The following is an 18,689-nucleotide window of genomic DNA, read 5'->3' as shown; positions in this document are numbered from 1 at the left end:
TGACCGGTGCCGCAGCCCGCCGTTGCGCCGGGTCCCGGCGCCGCTGCATTCGGTGAGTGCGACGAACTCGTGGCGATCAGCCGGCGATGGCCACGAGTTCGTCGCACCCGGGTCAGTCCTGGCGGGCGGCGTTGGCCTGGACGGCGGTGCTCACGTACCGCGCCAGGCCGGGGGCGATCGCCTCGTAGGTCGCGGTGAACCGCTCGTCCTCGACGTACATCCGGCCCAGGCCGGCGTGCATCTCGGGCGGGCAGTCGTAGAACCACCTGCCGATGTGCTGCCGGTGCTCCTCCGCGACGTCCATCGCCTGCTCCGAGTCGGCCGGGACGCCGGCTCGCATGGCCTCGGCGAAGCGCCGGTGGACGTCGTCCATCTCCTCCTTGATCCGGACCCAGTCCTCCTTGGTGTGGCTGCGGGTCCGCTGCTGGGACTGCGCCCACGCCTCGGTGTCCCCCCAGCGCTCCTCCGCCTCGCGCTCGTGGTCCTCGGACCAGCCCTCCCCGAAGAGCTCGAACTTCTCCTCCGGGGTCAGTGAGATCCCCATCTGTCTCGCCTCCATCTCCTTCTCGACGGCCGCGACCATCGCCCGCGTCCGCTCCAGCCGGTCGAGCAGCAGCCGGTGCTGGCGGCGCAGGTGCTCGGCCGGGTCGGCGGCGGGGTCGTCGAGCAGGGTCGCGACCTCCTCGAGGGGGAACCCGAGCTCGCGGTAGACCAGCACCTGGTGCAGCCGGTCCAGGTCCGCCGGCGAGTACCGCCGGTAGCCCGCCGCCGTCCGGCCGGACGGCGACAGCAGCCCGATCCGGTCGTAGTGGTGCAGCGTCCGGACCGTCACACCGGCCAGCGCCGCGACCTCGCCCACGTTCACGGGTGTCCTCCCTCCTGACGCCGACCAGTGCACGGCCTGACGTCGCGTCAGGGTCAAGCGTGGTGCCGGTGTCGTGCGCCAGGCTGCCCGGATGGACGAGAAGAGCGCCCTGCTCGGGTACCTGCGCCGCTGCCGGGCCGCCCTGCTGGCCACGCTCGACGGCCTGGACGAGTACGACGTCCGGCGGCCGATGACGCCGACCGGCACCAACCTGCTGGGGCTGGTCAAGCACGTCGCCTACGTGCAGCTGGGCTACTTCGGCGAGGTCTTCGGCCGGCCGAGCGGCCGGCCCTACCCGTGGGAGGCCGAGGGCGCGGAGGAGGGCGCCGACCTGTGGGCGGCCCCGGACGAGAGCCGGGACGACGTCGTCGAGCTGTTCCGGTTCGCGGCCGCCCACGCCGACGCGACGATCGAGGCCTTGCCGCTGGACGCCGTCGGCGAGGTGCCCTGGTGGGAGGCCGAGCGCCGGCACCCGACGCTGCACACGATCCTGGTGCACGCGTGCGTGGAGGTCGCCCGGCACGCCGGGCACGCCGACGTCGTGCGCGAGCTCGTCGACGGGTCGGCCGGCCTGAGCCCGGACAACAGCAACCTGCCCGAGCGCAGCGCCGACGAGTGGGCGGCGTTCCGGGCGCGCATCGAGGCGGCCGCTCGGCAGGCGGCCGGGACCGACGCCCCGAGCGGTGCCGCGAGCGGGGATGGGTGAGGATCGCAGGCATGGCAGCCGACGACGTCTCGCCCGAGGACCCGTTCCCCCGCAAGCGCGTCCGCGTCGACCGGCGGGCCGACGGCAACCTGCACATGGCCTACGTCGAGGTGGGGGAGGGCGACCCGATCGTCTTCCTGCACGGCAACCCGACGTCGTCCTACCTGTGGCGCAACGTCATCCCGCACGTGCAGCACCTGGGCCGCTGCCTGGCGCCGGACCTGATCGGCATGGGCGAGTCGGACAAGCTGCCCAGCCCGGACCGGGGCACCTACTCGTTCTCCGCGCACGCGGGCTTCCTGGAGCGGTTCCTCGAGGAGGTCGGCGCGACCGAGCGGGTCACCTTCGTGCTGCACGACTGGGGCTCGGCGCTGGGCTTCGACTGGGCGCACCGGCACGCCGGCGCGGTCCGCGGCCTGGCGTTCACCGAGGCGCTCGTCGTCCCGCTCACCTGGGCCGACTGGCCGGCCGACGCGCGCAGGATCTTCCGCACCATGCGCGGGCCGGAGGGCGAGGCCGCGGTGCTGGAGAAGAACGTGTTCGTCGAGCGCATCCTGCCGGCGTCGGTGACCCGCGGCCTGAGCCCGGAGGCGCACGCCCGCTACCGCGAGCCCTTCGCCGACCCCGCGCACCGCTGGCCGACGCTGGAGTGGCCGCGGCAGCTGCCGATCGAGAACGTGCCGCCCAAGGTCCGCGACGTCGTCGCCCGGTACGGCCAGTGGCTGCGCACCAGCGACGTCCCCAAGCTGTTCCTCAATGCCGACCCGGGCTCGATCCTGGTCGGCCGACCGCGGGCGTTCGTGCGCAAGTGGAAGGCGCTGACCGAGGTGACCGTGCCCGGTGCGCACTTCGTGCCGGAGGACTCGCCGCACGAGATCGGCCGGGCGCTGGCCGAGTGGATCCCGACGCTCCGCTGAGCGAGGTCTCCGCCGGTGGTCACCGGACGGACGGGCACCTGAGGGACCTCTAACCCCTGCTCACAGGAGCAGGCAGGGGTCGAGGTCCCTCAGGCGGTCACCGCGTCCTCCTGCCCGCCTTCAACGCCTCGGCGGTCCTCTCGACCCGGGCGGCGCGGGTCTCGGGCTTCTTGGCCTCCTCGACCCAGCGCACCCACTCCTTGCGGTGCGAGGGCGCCAGAGCGGAGAAGAAGGCGGTCGCGTCCTCGTCCAGCGCGGCGGCGAGGTCGTGGGGCAGCGGGGTCTCCCGCGGCGCGGTGTCCAGCTCGACCCGGACGTCGACCTCCTGGCCGGCCTGCACGCCGGCGGCCGCCCGGTGCTCGGCGGACAGCGGGATCCAGAACGCCCCGCCCATCGGCGCGACCGTCGTCCGGTACTCGTAGCCGCCCAGGGTGACGGTCACCGGCGGCCGCTTGCCCCCGCCCAGGGCCGCGACGACGTCGTCGGGCACCTGCAGGCCCGTCGCCGTCTTCCCGCTCTGCACGACCGTCGTCCGGAACTCCACGCCAGGAGCTTAGGTCCGGCCCCGTCCCGGGCCCCGCCCCGAGCGTGCGAGGGATGGGGAGGACGGGGTCCTCCTTCAGTCGAGCGCCCGGCGGCGGAATCCCACCAGGCTCGTCACGCCGAAGACGACGAGGAAGCCGGTCAGCGCGAGGGCGCACAGCCACAGCGGCAGGTGCGGCACGTCCGGCGCCATCTCCGCGCGCAGCGCCTCGCTGACGTAGGTCAGCGGGTTGAGCGCGCAGACCACCTGGAACCAGCGCAGCGTGTCCAGGGACTGCCACGGGAACTGGGTGGACCCGGTGAACAGCAGCGGCGTCAGGACGACGGCGAAGACGACGTTGATCCGGTTGGGCTTCACGAACGTCCCGAGCGTCATGCCCATGACCGCGCCGACCAGCGAGCCGAGCACGAGGAACGCGGTCAGCAGCGGCAGGTCGCCCCACTGCACCGGCAGCGTGCCGAGCACCCACCAGCTGATCGGGAACATCACCGCGGCGGCGACCAGCGCCCGCAGCAGCGAGAACACGATCTTCTCGACGGCGACCAGCGCGGTGGGCAGCGGCGCGAGCAGCCGGTCCTCGATCTCCTTGGTGAAGGAGAAGTCGATGACCAGCGGGAAGGCGGTGTTCTGCAGCGCGGTGAGGAAGGCGGTCAGCGCGATGACGCCGGGCAGCAGCACGTCGGAGTACTGGCTGGTGGCGAAGCCGAGCTCGACGAGCACCTTGCCGAAGACGAACAGCAGGAAGACCGGCTGCAGCACGACCTGCAGCAGGAAGGGCACCAGCTCGCGGCCGGTGACGAAGACGTCGCGCCACAGCAGCGCGCCGAACGCCCGGCCGACGTCCGGCCGGCCCGGTGCGGCGCTGCCGACCCCGGCGGCCAGGCCCGGTGCGGCGGTGCCGGTGCTCGTCGCAGCCCCCCGCGCCGAGGAGGTGTCCGTGCTCATCGCAGCTCCCGTCCGGTCAGGCTGAGGAAGACGTCCTCGAGGCTGGGCTCGCCGATGCGCACGCCGGTCAGCCGCGCGTGCCGCGCGCCGAGCGCCTCGGACACCGGGCCGACCAGCGCCGCGGCGTCGCCGGAGAGGTAGAGGCGAGCCCGCAGCCCCGAGCCGTCGGCGACCTGCTCGACCCGCTCGGCGAGGGTGGCGAGGGCCGCCAGCACCGCGTCGTCGGTGTCCTCGGGCGCGCGCGCCACGTCGACGTCCAGGGTGGCGCTGCCGGGCAGTGAGCGGGTGAGCGCCGCGGGGGTGTCCAGGGCGAGCAGCCGGCCGTGGTCCATGATCCCGACCCGGTCGGCCAGCGCGGCCGCCTCGTCCATGTCGTGGGTGGTGAGGACGACGGTGACGCCGCCCTCGCGCAGCTCGCGGATGCGGTCCCAGACGAACAGCCGGGCCTGCGGGTCCAGCCCGGTGCTCGGCTCGTCGGGGAAGACCACCTGCGGGGCGTGCATGAGCGCCCGCGCGATGAGCAGCCGCTGCGCCATCCCGCCGGAGTAGTCGTCGACCTTGTCCCCGCCGCGCCCGCCCAGGCCCAGCTGCTCGAGCAGGGCGTCGGCCCGGCGGTTGCGCTCGGCCCGGCCGACGCCGTGGTAGGCGGCGTGGAAGACCAGGTTCTGGCGGGCGGTCAGCGCGCGGTCGAGGTTGGACCGCTGCGGCACCACCGACAGCCGGCTGCGTGCGGTGACCGGGTCGGCGGCGACGTCCACCCCGGCGACGCTGGCGCTGCCCGAGGTGGGCAGCACCCGGGTGGTGAGGACGCCGATCGTCGTCGTCTTGCCCGCGCCGTTGGGCCCGAGCAGGCCGAAGACCTCGCCGCGCGCCACCGTGAAGGAGATCCCGTCCACGGCGTTGACCGGCCGGCCGGGGTAGCGCTTGACGAGGTCGGTCACCTGCACGGCCGCATCCATCGGCGGCCATGCTCCCACCGGGACGGGCGGGGACCGAGCGGGTTACGCGGACAGCGCAGCCGCCGTCTGCACCGTGGGGACGACGCCGGCGGTGCCGGGGTGCGACCGGTTGCTGAACTCCCGCATCTCCGGGCCCCAGCGCCGCATCGCCGAGCGGTGCGGGTCGGTCCGGACGAACGCGCGCATCGCGTCCTCGTCGTCCCACCAGGACACGGTGGTGAAGTGCCGGGCCAGCGGCTGGGCGCGCAGGTACAGCGAGCGCGCGCCCGGAGCGGCCATGGTCTGGGCGCGGATGGCCAGCGAGTCGCGGAAGAACGCCGGGACGTCGCGGAGCCGGCGCAGGTGCAGGTGGGTGACCACGACGACGCCCGGGCCGTCACCGACGTGCTCGGCGGTCCACGGCAGATCGGGGATGACGGCCACGGCGACCTCCTCGGTGTCGCCCCGTGGGTCGCCAGGCTAGGTCCCGCCGGCACGGCCGTGGAGTGGCCTTGGGCCCGCCCGGGCTCCTCGCTCAGCCGGCGAGGGTGCGCACCGTCTCCACCGCGGCGACGACGGCGAAGACGAGGAACAGCACCGCGGCCACCCGGCGGATCAGCGCCACCGGCAGCCGGTCGGCCAGCTTCTTGCCGAGGAACACGGCCAGGCCCGAGACGGTGAGCAGCGCTGCCCAGGCCCCGACGAAGACCGACACCGGGTCGTCCAGACGCGCGGCCAGCCCGGCGGTGGCCAGCTGCGACAGGTCGCCCCACTCGGCGGCGAACAGGACGCCGAAGGAGATGGCGGCGACCCGGAGGAACGACGTCCCCTCCTTCCCGACCGCCACGTCGTCGGCCTCCTCCGGCCCCTCCGTCGCGCTGCGCCACAGCAGGACGGCGCCGGCCAGGAAGAGCACCGCGACCACCCCGCTGACCAACGCCTCGGGCAGCAGCGACAGCAGGCTGCCGGCGGTCACCGCGATGGCGACCTGCAGGCCGAACGCCGCCCCGACGCCGACGAACACCGGCAGGGGCGGGAAGCGGGTGGCCAGGACGAGGCTCGCGAACAGGGTCTTGTCCGGGAGCTCGACCGGCAGGACGAGCACGAAGGCGGTCAGCACGACCGTCAGGGACACGGGGTTCTCACTTCCGTCAGGGCGCTGCCGGACGGATGCGGGCAGCCTCCGACCGGCAGCTGCCGGCGAGGGCGACTGCGGTCGAAGGTCTCGCCCACCCACGGCCGAGCGTGGGCCCGCTGACCGGGCGCCCGGGGGCGCCAGCGTGTCGACCAGCGGACGGGGGGCTACTCCCCTTCTCGGCCGGAGAGCCTAACCCAGCGGTGCCCGGAACTCGGCTGCGGGCCGGGGTGACCCGCGCTACGGTGCCCGCCGTGCCGTTCCGTTGACGCCCGGCCAGGGCACCCCTGCCGCCCGCCGCCCGGCCGCTCGCGCGCCTGGCGGTGGGGTGGACCGCGCTGTCCGAGCTGGTGCCGCTCTACCCGCTCTACGCGCTGCTGTTCCTCGACACCGGGCTCTCGGCCGCCGAGATCTCGCTGCTGTTCGCCGCCTGGTCGGTCACGGCGCTGCTGACCGAGGTGCCGGCCGGGGCGCTGGCGGACCGCTGGTCCCGCCGGGGCGCGCTCGTCGCGGGCGGCGTCCTGGAGGCGGCCGCCTTCGTCGTGTGGACCGTCGCGCCGCAGTACACCGGCTTCCTCGCCGGCTTCGTCGTGTGGGGCGTGGCCGGCGCGATGGTCTCCGGCACGGTCGAGGCGCTGGTCTACGACGGCCTGGCCGAGGTGGACGCCGAGGGCGCCTTCGCCCGGGTCAACGGCGCGATGACGTCGGCCGAGCTGCTGGTGCAGGTCCCGACCGCGGCCGCGGCCAGCGGGCTCTACGCGCTGGGTGGCTACGCGCTGGTGGGCTGGGCCAGCGCCGCGGTCTGCCTCGCCTGGGCGGCGCTGGCCCTGCGGTTCCCCGAGCCGCCGCGAGAGCGCGAGGGCGTGACGCTGGTCGCCACCCTCCGCTGCGGCGTGACCGAGGTCGTGCGCGTCCCCGCGCTGCGGCTCACCGTGCTCGCGGTCGCGCTGGTCGGGGCGATCGACGCGGTGGAGGAGTACTTCCCGGTGCTCGCCGGCGACCGCGGGGTGCCCACGGTCGCCGTCCCGGCGGCCGTCCTGGGCATCACGCTGGCCGGGGCGCTCGGCGCCGCGCTGGGGGACCGGGCCGACCGGCTGCCCGACCGCGTGCTGCCGGTGCCGCTGCTGCTCTCGGGTGTGCTGCTCGGGGCGGCGGCCGGGGCGCCCGGGCCGCCCGCGCTGGCGCTGGTGGCCGCCTCCTACGCGCTCTACCTCGCGGTGCTCGTGGTGGCCGAGGCTCGCCTGCAGGCGCGGATCGACAGCACCCGCCGGGCCACGGTCACCTCGGTCGCCGGCCTGGGCACCGAACTGGCCGCCCTGCTGGTGTTCGCGGCCTGGGCGCTGGGCGGCGTCGCGGCGGTGGCGGCGCTCGTGCTGGCCGTCGTCCCCGTGGTGGCGGCCGGCCTGCGCCGGCCGCCGGTCAGCTGACGCGGGCGGGGGCGCGGGGGAGGTCCACCGACAGCCGGGGGAGCAGCACGTGCACCAGCGGGCCGATGACCAGCGCGTACAGCACGGTGGCGACGCCCAGCGTGCCGCCGAGCAGCCAGCCGACGGCGACGACCGCGACCTCGATCGAGGTGCGCACCCGTCGCACCGAGCGGCCGCTGCGGCGCACCAGGCCGGTCATCAGCCCGTCGCGCGGACCCGGGCCGAGGTGCACGCCGATGTAGGCGGCGGTCGCGACCGCGTTGAGCGCGATGCCGAGGCCGACGAACACGGCCCGGAGGGGGAGGGACGACGGCTCGGGCAGGACGGCGAGCGCGGCGTCCAGCGCCAGGCCGATGACGACGACGTTGCTCACCGTGCCCAGCCCCGGCCGCTCGCGCAGCGGGACCCAGGCGAGGAGCACGAGCGCGCCGACGACCATCGTGACGACCCCGAGCGACCAGTCCAGCTGGCGGGACAGGCCCTGGTGCAGCACGTCCCAGGGCATGACGCCCAGGCCCGAGCGCACGAGCAGCGCCATCGACACCGCGTAGAGCACCAGGCCCGCGTAGAGCTGGACGAGGCGGCGGGCCGGCCGGGTGGTCGGGAGCTGGTGCATGCCCCGATCCTCCGCCAGGATTGGCCTGCGAACCACAGGCCAATCCGTAGGAGGTGGCATGGAGACGCCGTCCGCGCGCTCGCTGGCCGTGCTCGTCGGCGACCTCGCCACCGACCGGCCGCCGCGCTACGCGGCGCTGGCCGGGCGCATCCGCCGGCTGGTCGCCGACGGCCGGGTGCCCCTGGGCACGCGGCTGCCGGCGGAGCGGGAGCTGGCGACGGCGCTCGCGGTCAGCCGGGCCACGGTCACCGCCGCCTACACCCGGCTGCGCGAGGACGGGTGGGCCACCGCCCGGCAGGGCGCCGGGACGTTCGCGGCCCTGCCCGCCGGGCCGCACCGCGGTGCGTGGGTGCCCGGGCCGGCGGACGACGGCGCGATCGACCTCGCCCACGCCGCACCCGCGGCACCCGCCGCCGTCCCGGCCGCGCTGGCCGCGGCGCTCGAGGAGCTGCCCCGCTTCCTGGCCACGCACGGCTACCACCCCGCCGGCCTGCCCGACCTGCGGGCGCGGATCGCCGCCCGCTACACCGCCCGCGGCCTGCCCACGACCCCTGAGCAGGTGCTGGTCACCAACGGCGCGCTGCACGGGGTCTCGATCGGGTTCGCAGGCCTGCTGCGGCGCGGGCAGCGGGTGCTGGTCGAGCAACCGAGCTACCCCAACGCGCTGCAGGCCGCCCGGGCCCTCGGCGCCCGCATCGTCCCCGTCGCGCTCGACCCCGACGAGCCGGCCGCCTGGCTGGACGCCGCCGAGCGCACCCTGTCCGCCGTCCGGCCCGCGGCTGCCTACCTGATGCCGGACTTCCAGAACCCGACCGGTGTGCTGCTCGACGGAGCCGGCAGGGAGCGGCTGGCCCGGGCGCTGCGCCGCACCGGCACCCCGGCGGTCGTCGACGAGACGTTCGCCGAGCTGGGGCTCGACGCGGCGGCGCCCCCGCCGCTGGCCGCCTCCGGGCCGGGGCTGCTCTCGGTGGGGACGCTGAGCAAGGTGGCGTGGGGCGGCCTGCGGGTGGGGTGGGTGCGCGCCGAGGCCGACGTCGTCCGCCGGCTGACCGCGATCGCGGTCCGCACGTCGATGTCCGGGCCGGTCGTCGAGCAGCTCGCCGCGTGCGCGCTGCTCGACGGCCTGGACGGGTCGCTGCCGGCCTGGCGCGAGCAGCTGCGCGAGCGTCGGTCGGTGCTGACCGCCGAGCTGCGGCAGCGGCTGCCCGACTGGCGGGTGCCCGCGCCGGCGGGCGGCCTGGTGCTGTGGTGCGGGCTGCCCTCGCCGCGCTCCCGCGCGGTGGTCGCGGCGGCCGAGCGGCTGGGGCTGCGGCTGGCCGCCGGCCCGCTGTTCGGCACCGGCCACGCCCTCGACGACCGGCTGCGGCTGCCCTACACGCAGCCGCCGGAGGTCCTGCGCCGGGCGGTGGCCCTGCTCGCGCGGGCCGACGCCCGGGCGACCGGAGCCCGCGCGCCGGCGGACGTCGCCGACGAGCCGCAGCCGGTGGTCTGACCCGGGCTCAGCCGCGGCGGTGGCTGCGGCGGGCGATGCGGGCGGCGAAGACGCCGGCGGCGTGGCCGTTGTCGATGTTGCTCACCACGACGCCGGGTGAGGCCGAGTTCAGCATCGTCAGCAGCGCGCTGAACCCGCCGAAGGAGCCCGGCTGCCCGGTCGACGTCGGGACGGCCACGATCGGCACGTCGGTGAGCACCCCGAGCAGGCCGGCCAGCGAGGCGTCGAGGCCCGCGACGACGACCAGGCAGTCGACGTCCTCGGGCAGCGCGTCGCCCGGCAGCCCCGCGCGGAACCGGCTGCCGCCGACGTCGTCCACCCGCAGCACCGCGGTGCCCGTGACCCGCGCGGCGAAGGCGGCCTCGGCGGCCACCGCGAGGTCGCCGCCGACCCCGCACAGCACCCCGATGCGGCCGACGGGCTCGGGCAGCGGGCCCACCGCCGCGGACATCGAGGCGGCGTCGACCGTGGTGTAGGCGTCGTGCTCGCTGGCCAGCGCGACCAGCGTCTCGGCGGGCGCCCGGACGACGACCGCCGGCCGGTCCGGGAACTGCCGGCGCGCCTCGCGGACCAGTGCGAGCACCTGCTCGGTGCTGCGGCCGGGTGCCCAGATGACGTCGGGCTCGGCCGGTGCCCCGCGGGCCGGTGCGGCCGGCGGGACCGGCGGCTCGAGGGGCGGCGGCACCGCGGCCAGGGCCGGCTCGGCGAGGCTGCCCAGGCCCAGCGGCGGGTCGGCGGGCTCGACGAGCAGCGGTGCGAAACCGCTGCTCACCACGGTGGGGTCGGTCAGCGGGGAAGGCTGCACGGCAGGGACCCCAGGGGTCGGCGCGACCGGCTCCGGGGAGCCGGCGGGCGCCGTGTCGTCCCGGGAGGACCCGTCCGTCACGGCTGTCCCGACGGGGCCGGGGAGCGCGTCCGGCGGATCGTCGACGGCCCGGGTCTGGGTCACCGCCGACAGCCGGACGACGCGGTCGCGGCCGCTGCGCTTGGCGTCGTAGAGGACGCCGTCGGCGGCGGCGAACAGGGTGCGCCGGTCGTCGCCGCGGGTGGCCGAGGCGATGCCGACGCTGATGGTCACCGGCACGGGCATCCCGAGCGCCGCCCAGTCGGTCTCGGCGACCGCGCGGCGGCAGCGCTCGAGCGCGAGCTCCGCCTGCTCGGCGGTGGTGTCGGGCAGCAGGACGACGAACTCGTCACCGGCCCAGCGGCACACGTCGTCGGTGTCGCGGCAGCCGGCTACGAGGATCTCGGCGACCCGGCGCAGGACGTCGTCCCCGCCGGCGTGGCCGACGGCGTCGTTGACCTCCTTGAACCGGTCGACGTCCACCACGGCCAGCGCCGGTGCCGCACCGCTGCTGAGCAGACCGTCGAGGGTGGCCTCGGCGTAGCGGCGGTTGGGCAGGTGGGTGAGCGGGTCCTCGTAGGCCTGCCGGCGCAGCTGCCCGGCGGCCCGCTCGGTCTCCAGCAGGCTCTTGCGCCGGCCGAACAGCTCCACCCAGCGGGTGCGCCGCTCGTCGACCCGGTCCAGCTCGTCGGCCAGGTAGGCCTGCAGGTAGGGCAGTGCCCGCCCCGCGTCGTCCAGCTCGGCGTGCAGCGTGCACAGCTCGCGCAGCGCGGCCCGGCGCACCCGCGGCAGGCCGTGCTCGGTCGCCGTGGCGAGGGCCTGGGCCAGCTGCTCGTCGGCGTCGCCGCCGTCCCCCTGCCGACGCAGCGCGCGGCCCAGGGCGAGCAGCGCCGCCGCGTGCAGCGCCCGGTCGCCGGTGGCAGTGGTCCGGACGGCGGCCCGCAGCGGGTCCATGGCGGCGGCGTGCTCACCCAGGCCCACCAGCGCCCAGCCGTGCACCACCTGGGCGGCCACCACCGCCTCGCCCGACTCCGGCGGCAGCAGCGCGAGCGCCTGCTCGGCCAGCGCGCGGGCCTCGGCGAAGTGCGGGGCGGCCGCGTCGGGGTCGCCGTCGTCGAGCAGCGCCTCGCCGAGCTCGGCGCACAGCTCGCCCAGGGAGCTGGCCGCGCGGGCGACGAGGACGTCGGGCCCGCCGTCGTCCGGCCGTGGCGCGTCGGCGACGGCCGCCGCGGCCACGGCGGTCTCGTGCGCCCGGCGCTGGTAGTCCAGTGCGAGCGGCATCAGCTCGAGGTCGGCGAGCACGCCGGCGAGGGTGGTCAGCGTCTCCACCAGCAGGGCGGACGGCGGCAGCGCGGGGTCGAGCAGGCTGGCCGCCTCCACCGCCTCGTCCATGGCGGCGTCGATGCGGCGCGACAGCAGCTCGATGCGGGCGTGCCGGGCCAGGCCGGCGGCTCGCTGCAGCTCGTCCTCGGTGGCGTCGAAGGCGGCCTTGGCCGAGCGCACCAGCGCGATGGCCAGCGCCGCGTGGGAGGCGCGCGGGTCGCCGTCCTCGGCCGCGGGAGCGCCGTCGATCAGCTCGGCCACGCCGGCGTGCAGGTCCAGCCCGGCCGCCGCGCCGGGTCCGGACGCGGGCCCGACGGGGTCGCCGACGAGGGTGAAGCCGGCCCGCCGCAGCCGCCGCACGAGCAGCTCGGCGCGCAGCGTGTCGGCCCAGGCCCGGCCCAGGTCGGCCGGACGGTCCGCGCCGCCGTCCCGCGGCGTGGGGGCCACGTAGGGGGAGGAGTCGGTGCCGACGTCGGCCAGCAGTTCCTCGGCGTCGTCGAGCTGCCAGTTGGCGAGAGCGGCGGTCACCCGGTGGTGCAGGGCTCCGGGAGGCACGAGCGCACTGTGCCTGCCGCTGTCAATGGAGTCGAGCACCGCACGAGGGGCACGCCGGGGGGCCGGGGCACTCCCGTCACTGCCGTCCCACCGGGTCCGCGCCGTCACGGGGCACCCTCACCGGCGGTCCGGCCGCCGTGGGCGCGCACCCGGTTGCGCCCCCCGCGCTTGGCGGTGAACAGGTGCAGGTCGGCGGTGTCGAACAGCGAGCGCCAGCCCAGCGGTTGGTCCTCGGCCGCCGCGGCGGTGGCCACACCGATGCTCACCGTCACCGGCTCGGGCAGCTGCAGCTCACCCCAGTCGGCGTCGGCCACCGCGGCACGCAGCCGGTCGACGGCCGTCAGCGCCTGGGCCTCGGTCGCCCTCGGCAGGACGACGAGGAACTCGTCCCCGGCCCACCGGTACACCTCGTCGCCGGTGCGGCAGTGCTCGCGCAGCAGGTCGGCGACCCGGCGCAGCACCTCGTCGCCGTGCGAGTGGGAGGTGTCGTCGTTGACCGCCTTGAACCGGTCGATGTCGACCACGGCCAGCGACACCGGCTCGGCGCCCAGCCGCATGCTGCCCAGCCGGCGCTCGGCGCTGCGCCGGTTGCCCAGCCCGGTGAGCGGGTCCTCCAGCGCCACCCGGCGCAGGTGCGCGGTCTGCCGCTCGGCCTCGCGCAGCCGGCTGCGCCGCACGAACATCTCCGCCCACAGCTCCCGGCCGCGGGCGAGCGCGCGGCCGGTGTCGGCGCGGTAGGCCTCCAGCCAGTGCAGCGCCTCGGCCGGGCGGCCCATCGCCGCGGTGCCCTGGCCCAGCTCGAGCAGGCACTGCCGGTAGCGCCGGCGGTCGCCGGCGGCGGCGAAGGCCCCGGCGGCGTCGACCAGCAGGTCGGTGGCCTCGGCGTCGTGGCCGCCGCCGGACCGGTCGTGGGCCAGCCGGGTCAGCAGCCGGGCGAGCACCAGGTCGGTGTAGCCGCGCAGCCACGTCCCGCCGTCCCGGTGCACGCGCTTGTGCGCGCGGCGCAGGGGACCGAGGCCGTCCTCCACCGCGCCGCGGCAGGCGATCGCCCACGCCTGGACGACGTCGAGCAGGTCCTGGTCGCTGGGCGCGGCCTCCCAGTCGAGGGCGCGGGCGGCCTCGGCGCAGTCCACCGACGTCCCGGCCAGCTCGCGGGCGCGCTCGGCCTCCCCGCGGCGGTGCAGCGTCTGCGCCAGCTCGACGTGCTGCTGGGCGCTCAGCTGCAGCAGCCGCCAGCGGTCGGCCAGGCCGGGCAGCTGGTCCGCCACCCGGGAGCCCCGGAGCGCCTGCGCCACGGCGAGCTCCTCCAGGTCGAGGGCGGCCAGGGTCAGCGCGAGCCACAGGTGGGCCTGGTGCAGGGCGCGGGACGGTCTCTCGGCTGCCGCGGTCTCGGTCAGCAGGCTGGCGTCGATGGCCAGCACCATCCCCGTGTCGGCGTGGTCGGCGGCCACCTCCACGTGGGCCAGGTGGGCCAGGGTCAGCGCCGTCTGCGCGGAGGGCCGGCAGCCGCCCAGGGCCTCACGGGCGGCCGACACCTCGGCCGCGACCGCCTGGGGGTCGCCGTCGACCAGGCCGCGGCGGGCGGCCAGCGCGTGCCGCCAGGCGGACCAGCAGGGGTCGGTCGCGGCGTCCAGGGTCGCGGCGGCGCGGTCGTGCTCGGCGGTGAAGGCGGCAGGGTCGTCGCGGTCGCTCGCGGCCAGCAGGCGCCAGAGCGCATCGTCGAGGTCACCCTCGGTGAGGCGCTCTGGGCCGGGGGTCACGCACTGCCTCCCACGACGGTGTCCGGCCGCTGTGCGGCCACGGGTCCGGTGACGAGCGTGGCAGCTCCCCCCGGGTGGGGCATGCGCCCTCCCCCGACCGCTCTACCCTCGTCGGGTGCCTGGGACGCCTCTGACGCGGTACGCCTATCTCGGCCCCGAGGGTACCTTCGCCGAATCGGCCCTGATCAGTGCCGTTGGTGCCGACGAGGGTGTCCGGCGGCCCGCCGCCGGGGTGCCGGCGGCGTTGGCCGCCGTCCGTTCGGGGGACGCCGACGCCGCGCTCGTCCCGCTGGAGAACTCGGTCGAGGGCTCGGTGCCGGCCACCATGGACGGCCTGGCCTACGGGGACCCGCTGCTGATCACCCGCGAGGTGTTCCTGACGGTCTCCTTCGTCCTCGCCGGCCGCCCGGGGACGACGCTGGCCGACGTCCGCTCCGTGGTCAGCCACCCGCACGCGCTGGCGCAGACCGCCGGCTCCCTGGCGCGGCTGCTGCCCGGCGTCGTCCCGCTGCCGGCCACCTCCACCGCCGAGGCCGCCCGGCAGGTCGCGGACGGCGAGCACGACGCCGCCGTCTGCGCGCCGATCGCCGCCGAGCGGTACGGGCTGGCCGCACTGGCCGAGGACGTCGCGGACCGGCCCGGCGCCGTCACCCGGTTCGTGCTGGTCGCGCCGCCGGGGCCGCTGCCGGAGCCGACCGGCAACGACAAGACCTCGCTCGTCGCCGTCGTCGGGGACCGCACCGGCGCGCTGCTGGACGTGCTGGGCGAGTTCGCCGTCCGCGGCATCAGCCTGACCCGCATCGAGTCGCGGCCGACCCGCGAGCGGCTCGGCGTCTACTCCTTCTCCCTCGACTGCGAGGGGCACGTCGCCGACGCGCGGGTGGGGGAGGCGCTCTCCGGCCTGCACCGGGTCTGCGACGACCTGCGCTTCCTCGGCTCCTACCCGCGCGCCGACGGCCGCGAGAACAAGCCCGTGACCCCGGTGTCGACCGACGCGGCCTTCCGCGAGGCCGCCGGCTGGCTCGAACGGGTGCGCGCCGGCCGCGTCTGAGGCGACCGGACCGGCCGGGTGAGCAGTTCGTGGCGCCCGGCCCAGCGCGTCGCGCCGTGTCGTCGACCGCAACTGCCCACTCGGCCGGGGACCCCGAGGTCGGCTACACCCGTTGGAGCTCGGGCTCCGGCTCGGGCGTGGAGCGCCGCCGCGCCAGCCGGCTGGGCCACCAGGTGCGGTCGCCCAGCAGCGCGACCGCCGAGGGCACCACCAGCGAGCGGACGACGAAGGTGTCGAGCAGGACGCCGAAGCCGACCAGGAAGGCCAGCTGCACGAGGAACAGCAGGGGCAGCACCGACAGCGCGCCGAAGGTCGCCGCCAGCACCAGTCCGGCGCTCGTGATGACCCCGCCGGTGACCGCCAGCGCCCGCAGGACGCCGTCCCGCGTGCCGTGCCGCAGCGACTCCTCGCGGGCCCGGGTCATCAGGAAGATGTTGTAGTCGATGCCCAGCGCGACGAGGAACACGAAGGCGATCAGCAGGATGCCGGGGTCGCTGCCCGGGAACCCGAAGACGCCGTCGAAGAGCAGCGCGGCCACCCCGACCGTCGCGCCGACGCTGAGGACCACGGTCGCCATCAGCAGCAGCGGCGCCACCAGCGCGCGCAGCAGCAGTGCCAGGACGAGGGTGATCACGACGAGCACGGTCGGCACGATGACCCGCAGGTCCCGGGCGGCGGTCTCGCGGGCGTCGAGGTTGCTCGCGGTGTCGCCGCCGACGAGCGCGGCCGGGTCGGCGGCGTCGAGCTCGGTGCGCAGCTGCTGCACCACCTCGATGGCCTCGGTGCTGTCGGCCGGGACGCCGAGCACCACGTCGAGCCGGACCAGCCCGTCGACGACGACCGGCGGGCCGCCCGGGGCCCCTCCCGTGAACGGCACCACGGTGGCCACGCCGTCCGTGCCCGTGGCCGCCTCGGCGACCGCCGGCCAGGTGTCCTCCGGCGTGACGACGACGGTCGGGCTGCCCGAGCCGGCGTCGAAGTGCCGCGCCAGCGCCTCCTGCCCGGCGACGCCGTCGGACTCGCCCCGGATGGCGTCGGAGAAGGTGATGCCCGAGGCGTCGTAGCTGGGCGCGAAGACGGCGGCCGCGACCAGCGCCAGCGTGCTGACCGCGAGCACGCGGCGGGGACGGCGTCCCACCGCGGCGGCGACCCGCTGCCAGCCGCGGCCCTGCGGCGGCTCGACGCCGTACTGCGGGCGGAACGGCCAGAACGCGGCCCGGCCGAGCAGGGTCAGCGCCGCCGGCAGGAAGGTGAGCGCGGCCAGCACCGACAGCGTGACGCTGACCGCCGAGATCGGGCCCAACCCGCGGTTGGAGGCCAGGTCCGACAGGAGCAGGCAGAGCACGCCGAGGACGACGGTCGCGCCGGAGGCCACGATCGGCTCCCACGACCGGCGCAGCGCGACCGCCATGGCCGCGTACTTCGACTCCTCGCGCCGCAGCTCCTCGCGGAAGCGGGCGACCAGGAGCAGGCCGTAGTCCGTGGCCGCCCCGACGACCAGGATCGCCGCGATGCCCTGGCTCTGGCCGTTGACGGTGATCACCCCGCCGTCGGCCAGCAGGTAGGCGACGGCGTTGGCCGCGGTGAGCGCCAGCCCGGCGGTGCCGATGACCAGGAAGGGCAGCAGCGGGCTGCGGTAGACCACCAGCAGGATCAGCAGGACGACGCCGAACGCGGCGAGCAGCAGCAGGCCGTCGATGCCGGCGAAGCCGTTGGCGAAGTCGGCGAAGATCCCGCCCGGGCCGGTGACGAAGGTGTCGGTGCCCTCGACGGCGAGCGTGGCGCGCAGCTCCTCGACCAACGGGACGATCTCGTCGCCGACCTCGGGGTCCAGCGGGAGCAGCACCTGCACCGCCGCGCCGTCCTCGGAGGGGACGGGTGGGGACGGCGGTGCGGCCAACGCCCCGGCGTCCTCGGCGACCCGGGCCGCCTCCTGCGCCCGCTCGCCGACGGCCTGCAGCGTGGCGGCGTCGAGCGGCCCGTCGCCCTCCCACAGCAGGATCGCCGGGATCGCCTGCACGGGGGAGAAGCCCTGCTGCAGGTCGGCGACGCGGGTGGACTCGGCGCTGTCGGGGAGGAAGGCGGCCGTGTCGTTCTCCTGCAGCCCGGTGAGCTGCGCGCTGAGCGCGGCCAGCGGGCCGGCACCGCCGACCCAGACGAGCAGCACGAGGGCGGGGAGCAGCCAGCGGAGCCGGGACATGGTGACATCCCTCGATGTTCGACAATCTCGACGATCGAGAGACTAGGGTGAGCGGCGGTCGTGGGCAAACGGGAGGTGGAGTGGACCTCGAGGAGCGCCGGGAGCTCGCCCTGCTGCTGCGCCGGCTGACCGTGGAGCTCGACGCCGTCGGCCAGCGGTTCGCCGAGCTGCACGGGCTCGGGCGCACCGACGTCCGGGCGATGGTGGCGATCATGGACGCCGCCCGCCGCGGTGAGGCGCTGACGGCCGGCGCGCTCGGCCGGGCGGTGGACCTCAGCTCGGCGTCGGTGACCGCGCTGGTCGATAGGCTGGAGCGGGCCGGCCACGTGCACCGGGTGCGCGACCCTGCCGACCGGCGCCGGGTCGTGCTGGAGATGTCGGAGTCGGCGATGGCCGCCGGCGGGCAGTTCTTCGGCGGGCTGCAGCGCGACCTGGTGGCCGCGATGGCCGACCACACCGACGAGGAGCTGGCCGTCGTCCGCCGGTTCCTCGAGCAGGTGACCGACGTGGTGGTGCGGCACGCCCGATCCGCCGGCTGAACGCTGCATGCACGTGCCGCGGTGCCGACTCCCCGCGGCCGACGCCGTGTGGCAGGCGCGGGGGCCGAGCCCACGCGCGGGCGGGGACCCCCGCCGTCCTGCTCAGAGGTAGAGGCCGGTGGACTCCTCGATCCGCTCGGCGGCGACGGCGTGCACGTCGCGCTCGCGCAGGATGATCAGCTCCTCGCCGTGCACCTCGACCTCGTGCTGGTCCTCGGGGGAGAAGAGCACCTGGTCGCCGACCTTCACCTGGCGCACGCTCGACCCCACGCCGCGGGCCTCACCCCAGACCAGCCGCTTGGCCACCTGCGCGGTCGCCGGGATGAGGATGCCGCCACTGGAGCGGCGCTCGCCGTCCTCCCTGCGCAGCGCCACCAGGATGCGGTCGTGCAGCATCTTGATCGGGAGCTTCCCCGCGGTCTCGGCCACGCCGGTCACGGTACGCGGCGCCCCCTGGCGGCGGTTTCCGCGGAGATGGCCGTCAGCCCCAGCCGAGCTCGTGCAGGCGGTCGTCGTCGATGCCGAAGTGGTGCGCGATCTCGTGGACGACGGTGATCGTGACCTCCTCGACGACCTCCTCGGCGGTCGAGCAGATGTCGCAGATGGCCTCGCGGTAGACCATGATCCGGTCCGGCAGCGCGCCGCCGTACTCCCAGCCGCGCTCGGTCAGCGCGTACCCCTCGTAGAGGCCGAGGAGGTCGGGCTCGTCGGCGTTGCGGTCCTCCACCAGGACGACGACGTTGTCCATCAGTCCCAGCAGCTCCGGTGGCACCTGGTCGAGGGCGTCGGCGACCAGGCCCTCGAACACCGGCAGGGGCAGTGCCCTCACCCC

General features: G+C 76.2%; 18 protein-coding genes. 6 read left to right on the top strand and 12 right to left on the bottom strand.

Annotation, left to right across the window (positions count from 1 at the left end):
* Positions 1-112 precede the first annotated feature (112 nt).
* Positions 113-865 (bottom strand): MerR family transcriptional regulator, encoded by a 753-nt coding sequence (locus tag ACI79G_RS18405; protein ID WP_456882549.1) that lies wholly within the window; start codon positions 863-865, stop codon positions 113-115.
* Positions 866-956: 91 nt separating this feature from the next.
* On the opposite strand from ACI79G_RS18405, the gene ACI79G_RS18400 reads away from it, so the two are divergent.
* Together ACI79G_RS18400 and ACI79G_RS18395 are read left to right on the top strand one after the other, a co-directional pair.
* On the top strand, positions 957-1,571 hold the full coding sequence (locus tag ACI79G_RS18400; RefSeq protein WP_456882548.1) for a DinB family protein: 615 nt from the start codon (positions 957-959) through the stop codon (positions 1,569-1,571).
* An 11-nt stretch (positions 1,572-1,582) separates the two neighbouring features.
* Positions 1,583-2,488 (top strand): haloalkane dehalogenase, encoded by a 906-nt coding sequence (locus tag ACI79G_RS18395; RefSeq protein WP_456882547.1) that lies wholly within the window; start codon positions 1,583-1,585, stop codon positions 2,486-2,488.
* Positions 2,489-2,585: 97 nt separating this feature from the next.
* On the opposite strand, the gene ACI79G_RS18390 is transcribed toward ACI79G_RS18395, so the two are convergent.
* The 5 genes from ACI79G_RS18390 to ACI79G_RS18370 form a co-directional block, all read right to left on the bottom strand.
* Positions 2,586-3,032, bottom strand: a complete 447-nt coding sequence (locus ACI79G_RS18390) for a DUF1905 domain-containing protein (protein WP_456882546.1) — start codon at positions 3,030-3,032, stop codon at positions 2,586-2,588.
* A gap of 75 nt (positions 3,033-3,107) precedes the next feature.
* A complete protein-coding gene (locus ACI79G_RS18385) occupies positions 3,108-3,977 on the bottom strand; it encodes an ABC transporter permease (protein ID WP_456882545.1) in 870 nt (289 codons plus the stop codon).
* Positions 3,974-4,936 carry an ABC transporter ATP-binding protein gene (locus ACI79G_RS18380; protein WP_456882544.1) on the bottom strand — a complete coding sequence of 321 codons (963 nt, stop codon included), beginning with the start codon at positions 4,934-4,936 and terminating at the stop codon, positions 3,974-3,976. Before ACI79G_RS18380 ends, ACI79G_RS18385 begins: the two co-directional genes overlap by 4 nt.
* A 42-nt stretch (positions 4,937-4,978) precedes the next feature.
* Positions 4,979-5,359, bottom strand: a complete 381-nt coding sequence (locus ACI79G_RS18375; RefSeq protein WP_456882543.1) for an antibiotic biosynthesis monooxygenase — start codon at positions 5,357-5,359, stop codon at positions 4,979-4,981.
* 91 nt (positions 5,360-5,450) lie between these two features.
* The gene (locus ACI79G_RS18370) at positions 5,451-6,050 is read right to left on the bottom strand and encodes a TMEM165/GDT1 family protein (protein WP_456882542.1); all 600 of its coding nucleotides are present in this window, start codon (positions 6,048-6,050) and stop codon (positions 5,451-5,453) included.
* 323 nt (positions 6,051-6,373) lie between these two features.
* On the opposite strand from ACI79G_RS18370, the gene ACI79G_RS18365 reads away from it, so the two are divergent.
* A complete protein-coding gene (locus tag ACI79G_RS18365) occupies positions 6,374-7,477 on the top strand; it encodes an MFS transporter (protein WP_456882541.1) in 1,104 nt (367 codons plus the stop codon).
* Here ACI79G_RS18365 and yczE read toward each other — a convergent pair.
* The gene (gene yczE, locus ACI79G_RS18360; protein WP_456882540.1) at positions 7,470-8,093 is read right to left on the bottom strand and encodes a membrane protein YczE; all 624 of its coding nucleotides are present in this window, start codon (positions 8,091-8,093) and stop codon (positions 7,470-7,472) included. The genes ACI79G_RS18365 and yczE overlap by 8 nt on opposite strands.
* A 58-nt stretch (positions 8,094-8,151) precedes the next feature.
* On the opposite strand from yczE, the gene yczR reads away from it, so the two are divergent.
* Positions 8,152-9,585 (top strand): MocR-like transcription factor YczR, encoded by a 1,434-nt coding sequence (yczR, locus tag ACI79G_RS18355; RefSeq protein ID WP_456882539.1) that lies wholly within the window; start codon positions 8,152-8,154, stop codon positions 9,583-9,585.
* Between the two features lie 7 nt (positions 9,586-9,592).
* Here yczR and ACI79G_RS18350 read toward each other — a convergent pair whose 3' ends face one another.
* Positions 9,593-12,307 carry a diguanylate cyclase domain-containing protein gene (locus ACI79G_RS18350; protein ID WP_456882538.1) on the bottom strand — a complete coding sequence of 905 codons (2,715 nt, stop codon included), beginning with the start codon at positions 12,305-12,307 and terminating at the stop codon, positions 9,593-9,595.
* 104 nt (positions 12,308-12,411) lie between these two features.
* Positions 12,412-14,067 carry a GGDEF domain-containing protein gene (locus tag ACI79G_RS18345; protein ID WP_456882537.1) on the bottom strand — a complete coding sequence of 552 codons (1,656 nt, stop codon included), beginning with the start codon at positions 14,065-14,067 and terminating at the stop codon, positions 12,412-12,414.
* A 115-nt stretch (positions 14,068-14,182) separates the two neighbouring features.
* Between ACI79G_RS18345 and pheA the strand changes: the two genes are divergently transcribed.
* Positions 14,183-15,118 (top strand): prephenate dehydratase, encoded by a 936-nt coding sequence (gene pheA / locus ACI79G_RS18340; protein ID WP_456882536.1) that lies wholly within the window; start codon positions 14,183-14,185, stop codon positions 15,116-15,118.
* Between the two features lie 103 nt (positions 15,119-15,221).
* Here the strand turns inward: pheA and ACI79G_RS18335 are convergent, their stop codons facing one another.
* Positions 15,222-17,318 (bottom strand): MMPL family transporter, encoded by a 2,097-nt coding sequence (locus ACI79G_RS18335; protein ID WP_456882535.1) that lies wholly within the window; start codon positions 17,316-17,318, stop codon positions 15,222-15,224.
* Between the two features lie 80 nt (positions 17,319-17,398).
* Here ACI79G_RS18335 and ACI79G_RS18330 point away from each other — a divergent pair, with 80 nt between their 5' ends.
* Positions 17,399-17,857, top strand: a complete 459-nt coding sequence (locus ACI79G_RS18330; protein WP_456882534.1) for a MarR family winged helix-turn-helix transcriptional regulator — start codon at positions 17,399-17,401, stop codon at positions 17,855-17,857.
* A 102-nt stretch (positions 17,858-17,959) separates the two neighbouring features.
* Here the strand turns inward: ACI79G_RS18330 and ACI79G_RS18325 are convergent, their stop codons facing one another.
* Positions 17,960-18,286 carry a GroES family chaperonin gene (locus ACI79G_RS18325; RefSeq protein WP_456882533.1) on the bottom strand — a complete coding sequence of 109 codons (327 nt, stop codon included), beginning with the start codon at positions 18,284-18,286 and terminating at the stop codon, positions 17,960-17,962.
* A gap of 52 nt (positions 18,287-18,338) precedes the next feature.
* Positions 18,339-18,686, bottom strand: a complete 348-nt coding sequence (locus ACI79G_RS18320) for a metallopeptidase family protein (RefSeq protein WP_456882532.1) — start codon at positions 18,684-18,686, stop codon at positions 18,339-18,341.
* Positions 18,687-18,689: the final 3 nt, after the last annotated feature.

It is taken from the genome of Geodermatophilus sp. SYSU D00779 (genome assembly GCF_054050595.1).
Note: the sequence above shows the minus strand (reverse complement) of the source record. Positions and strands in the feature narration are given on the sequence as shown.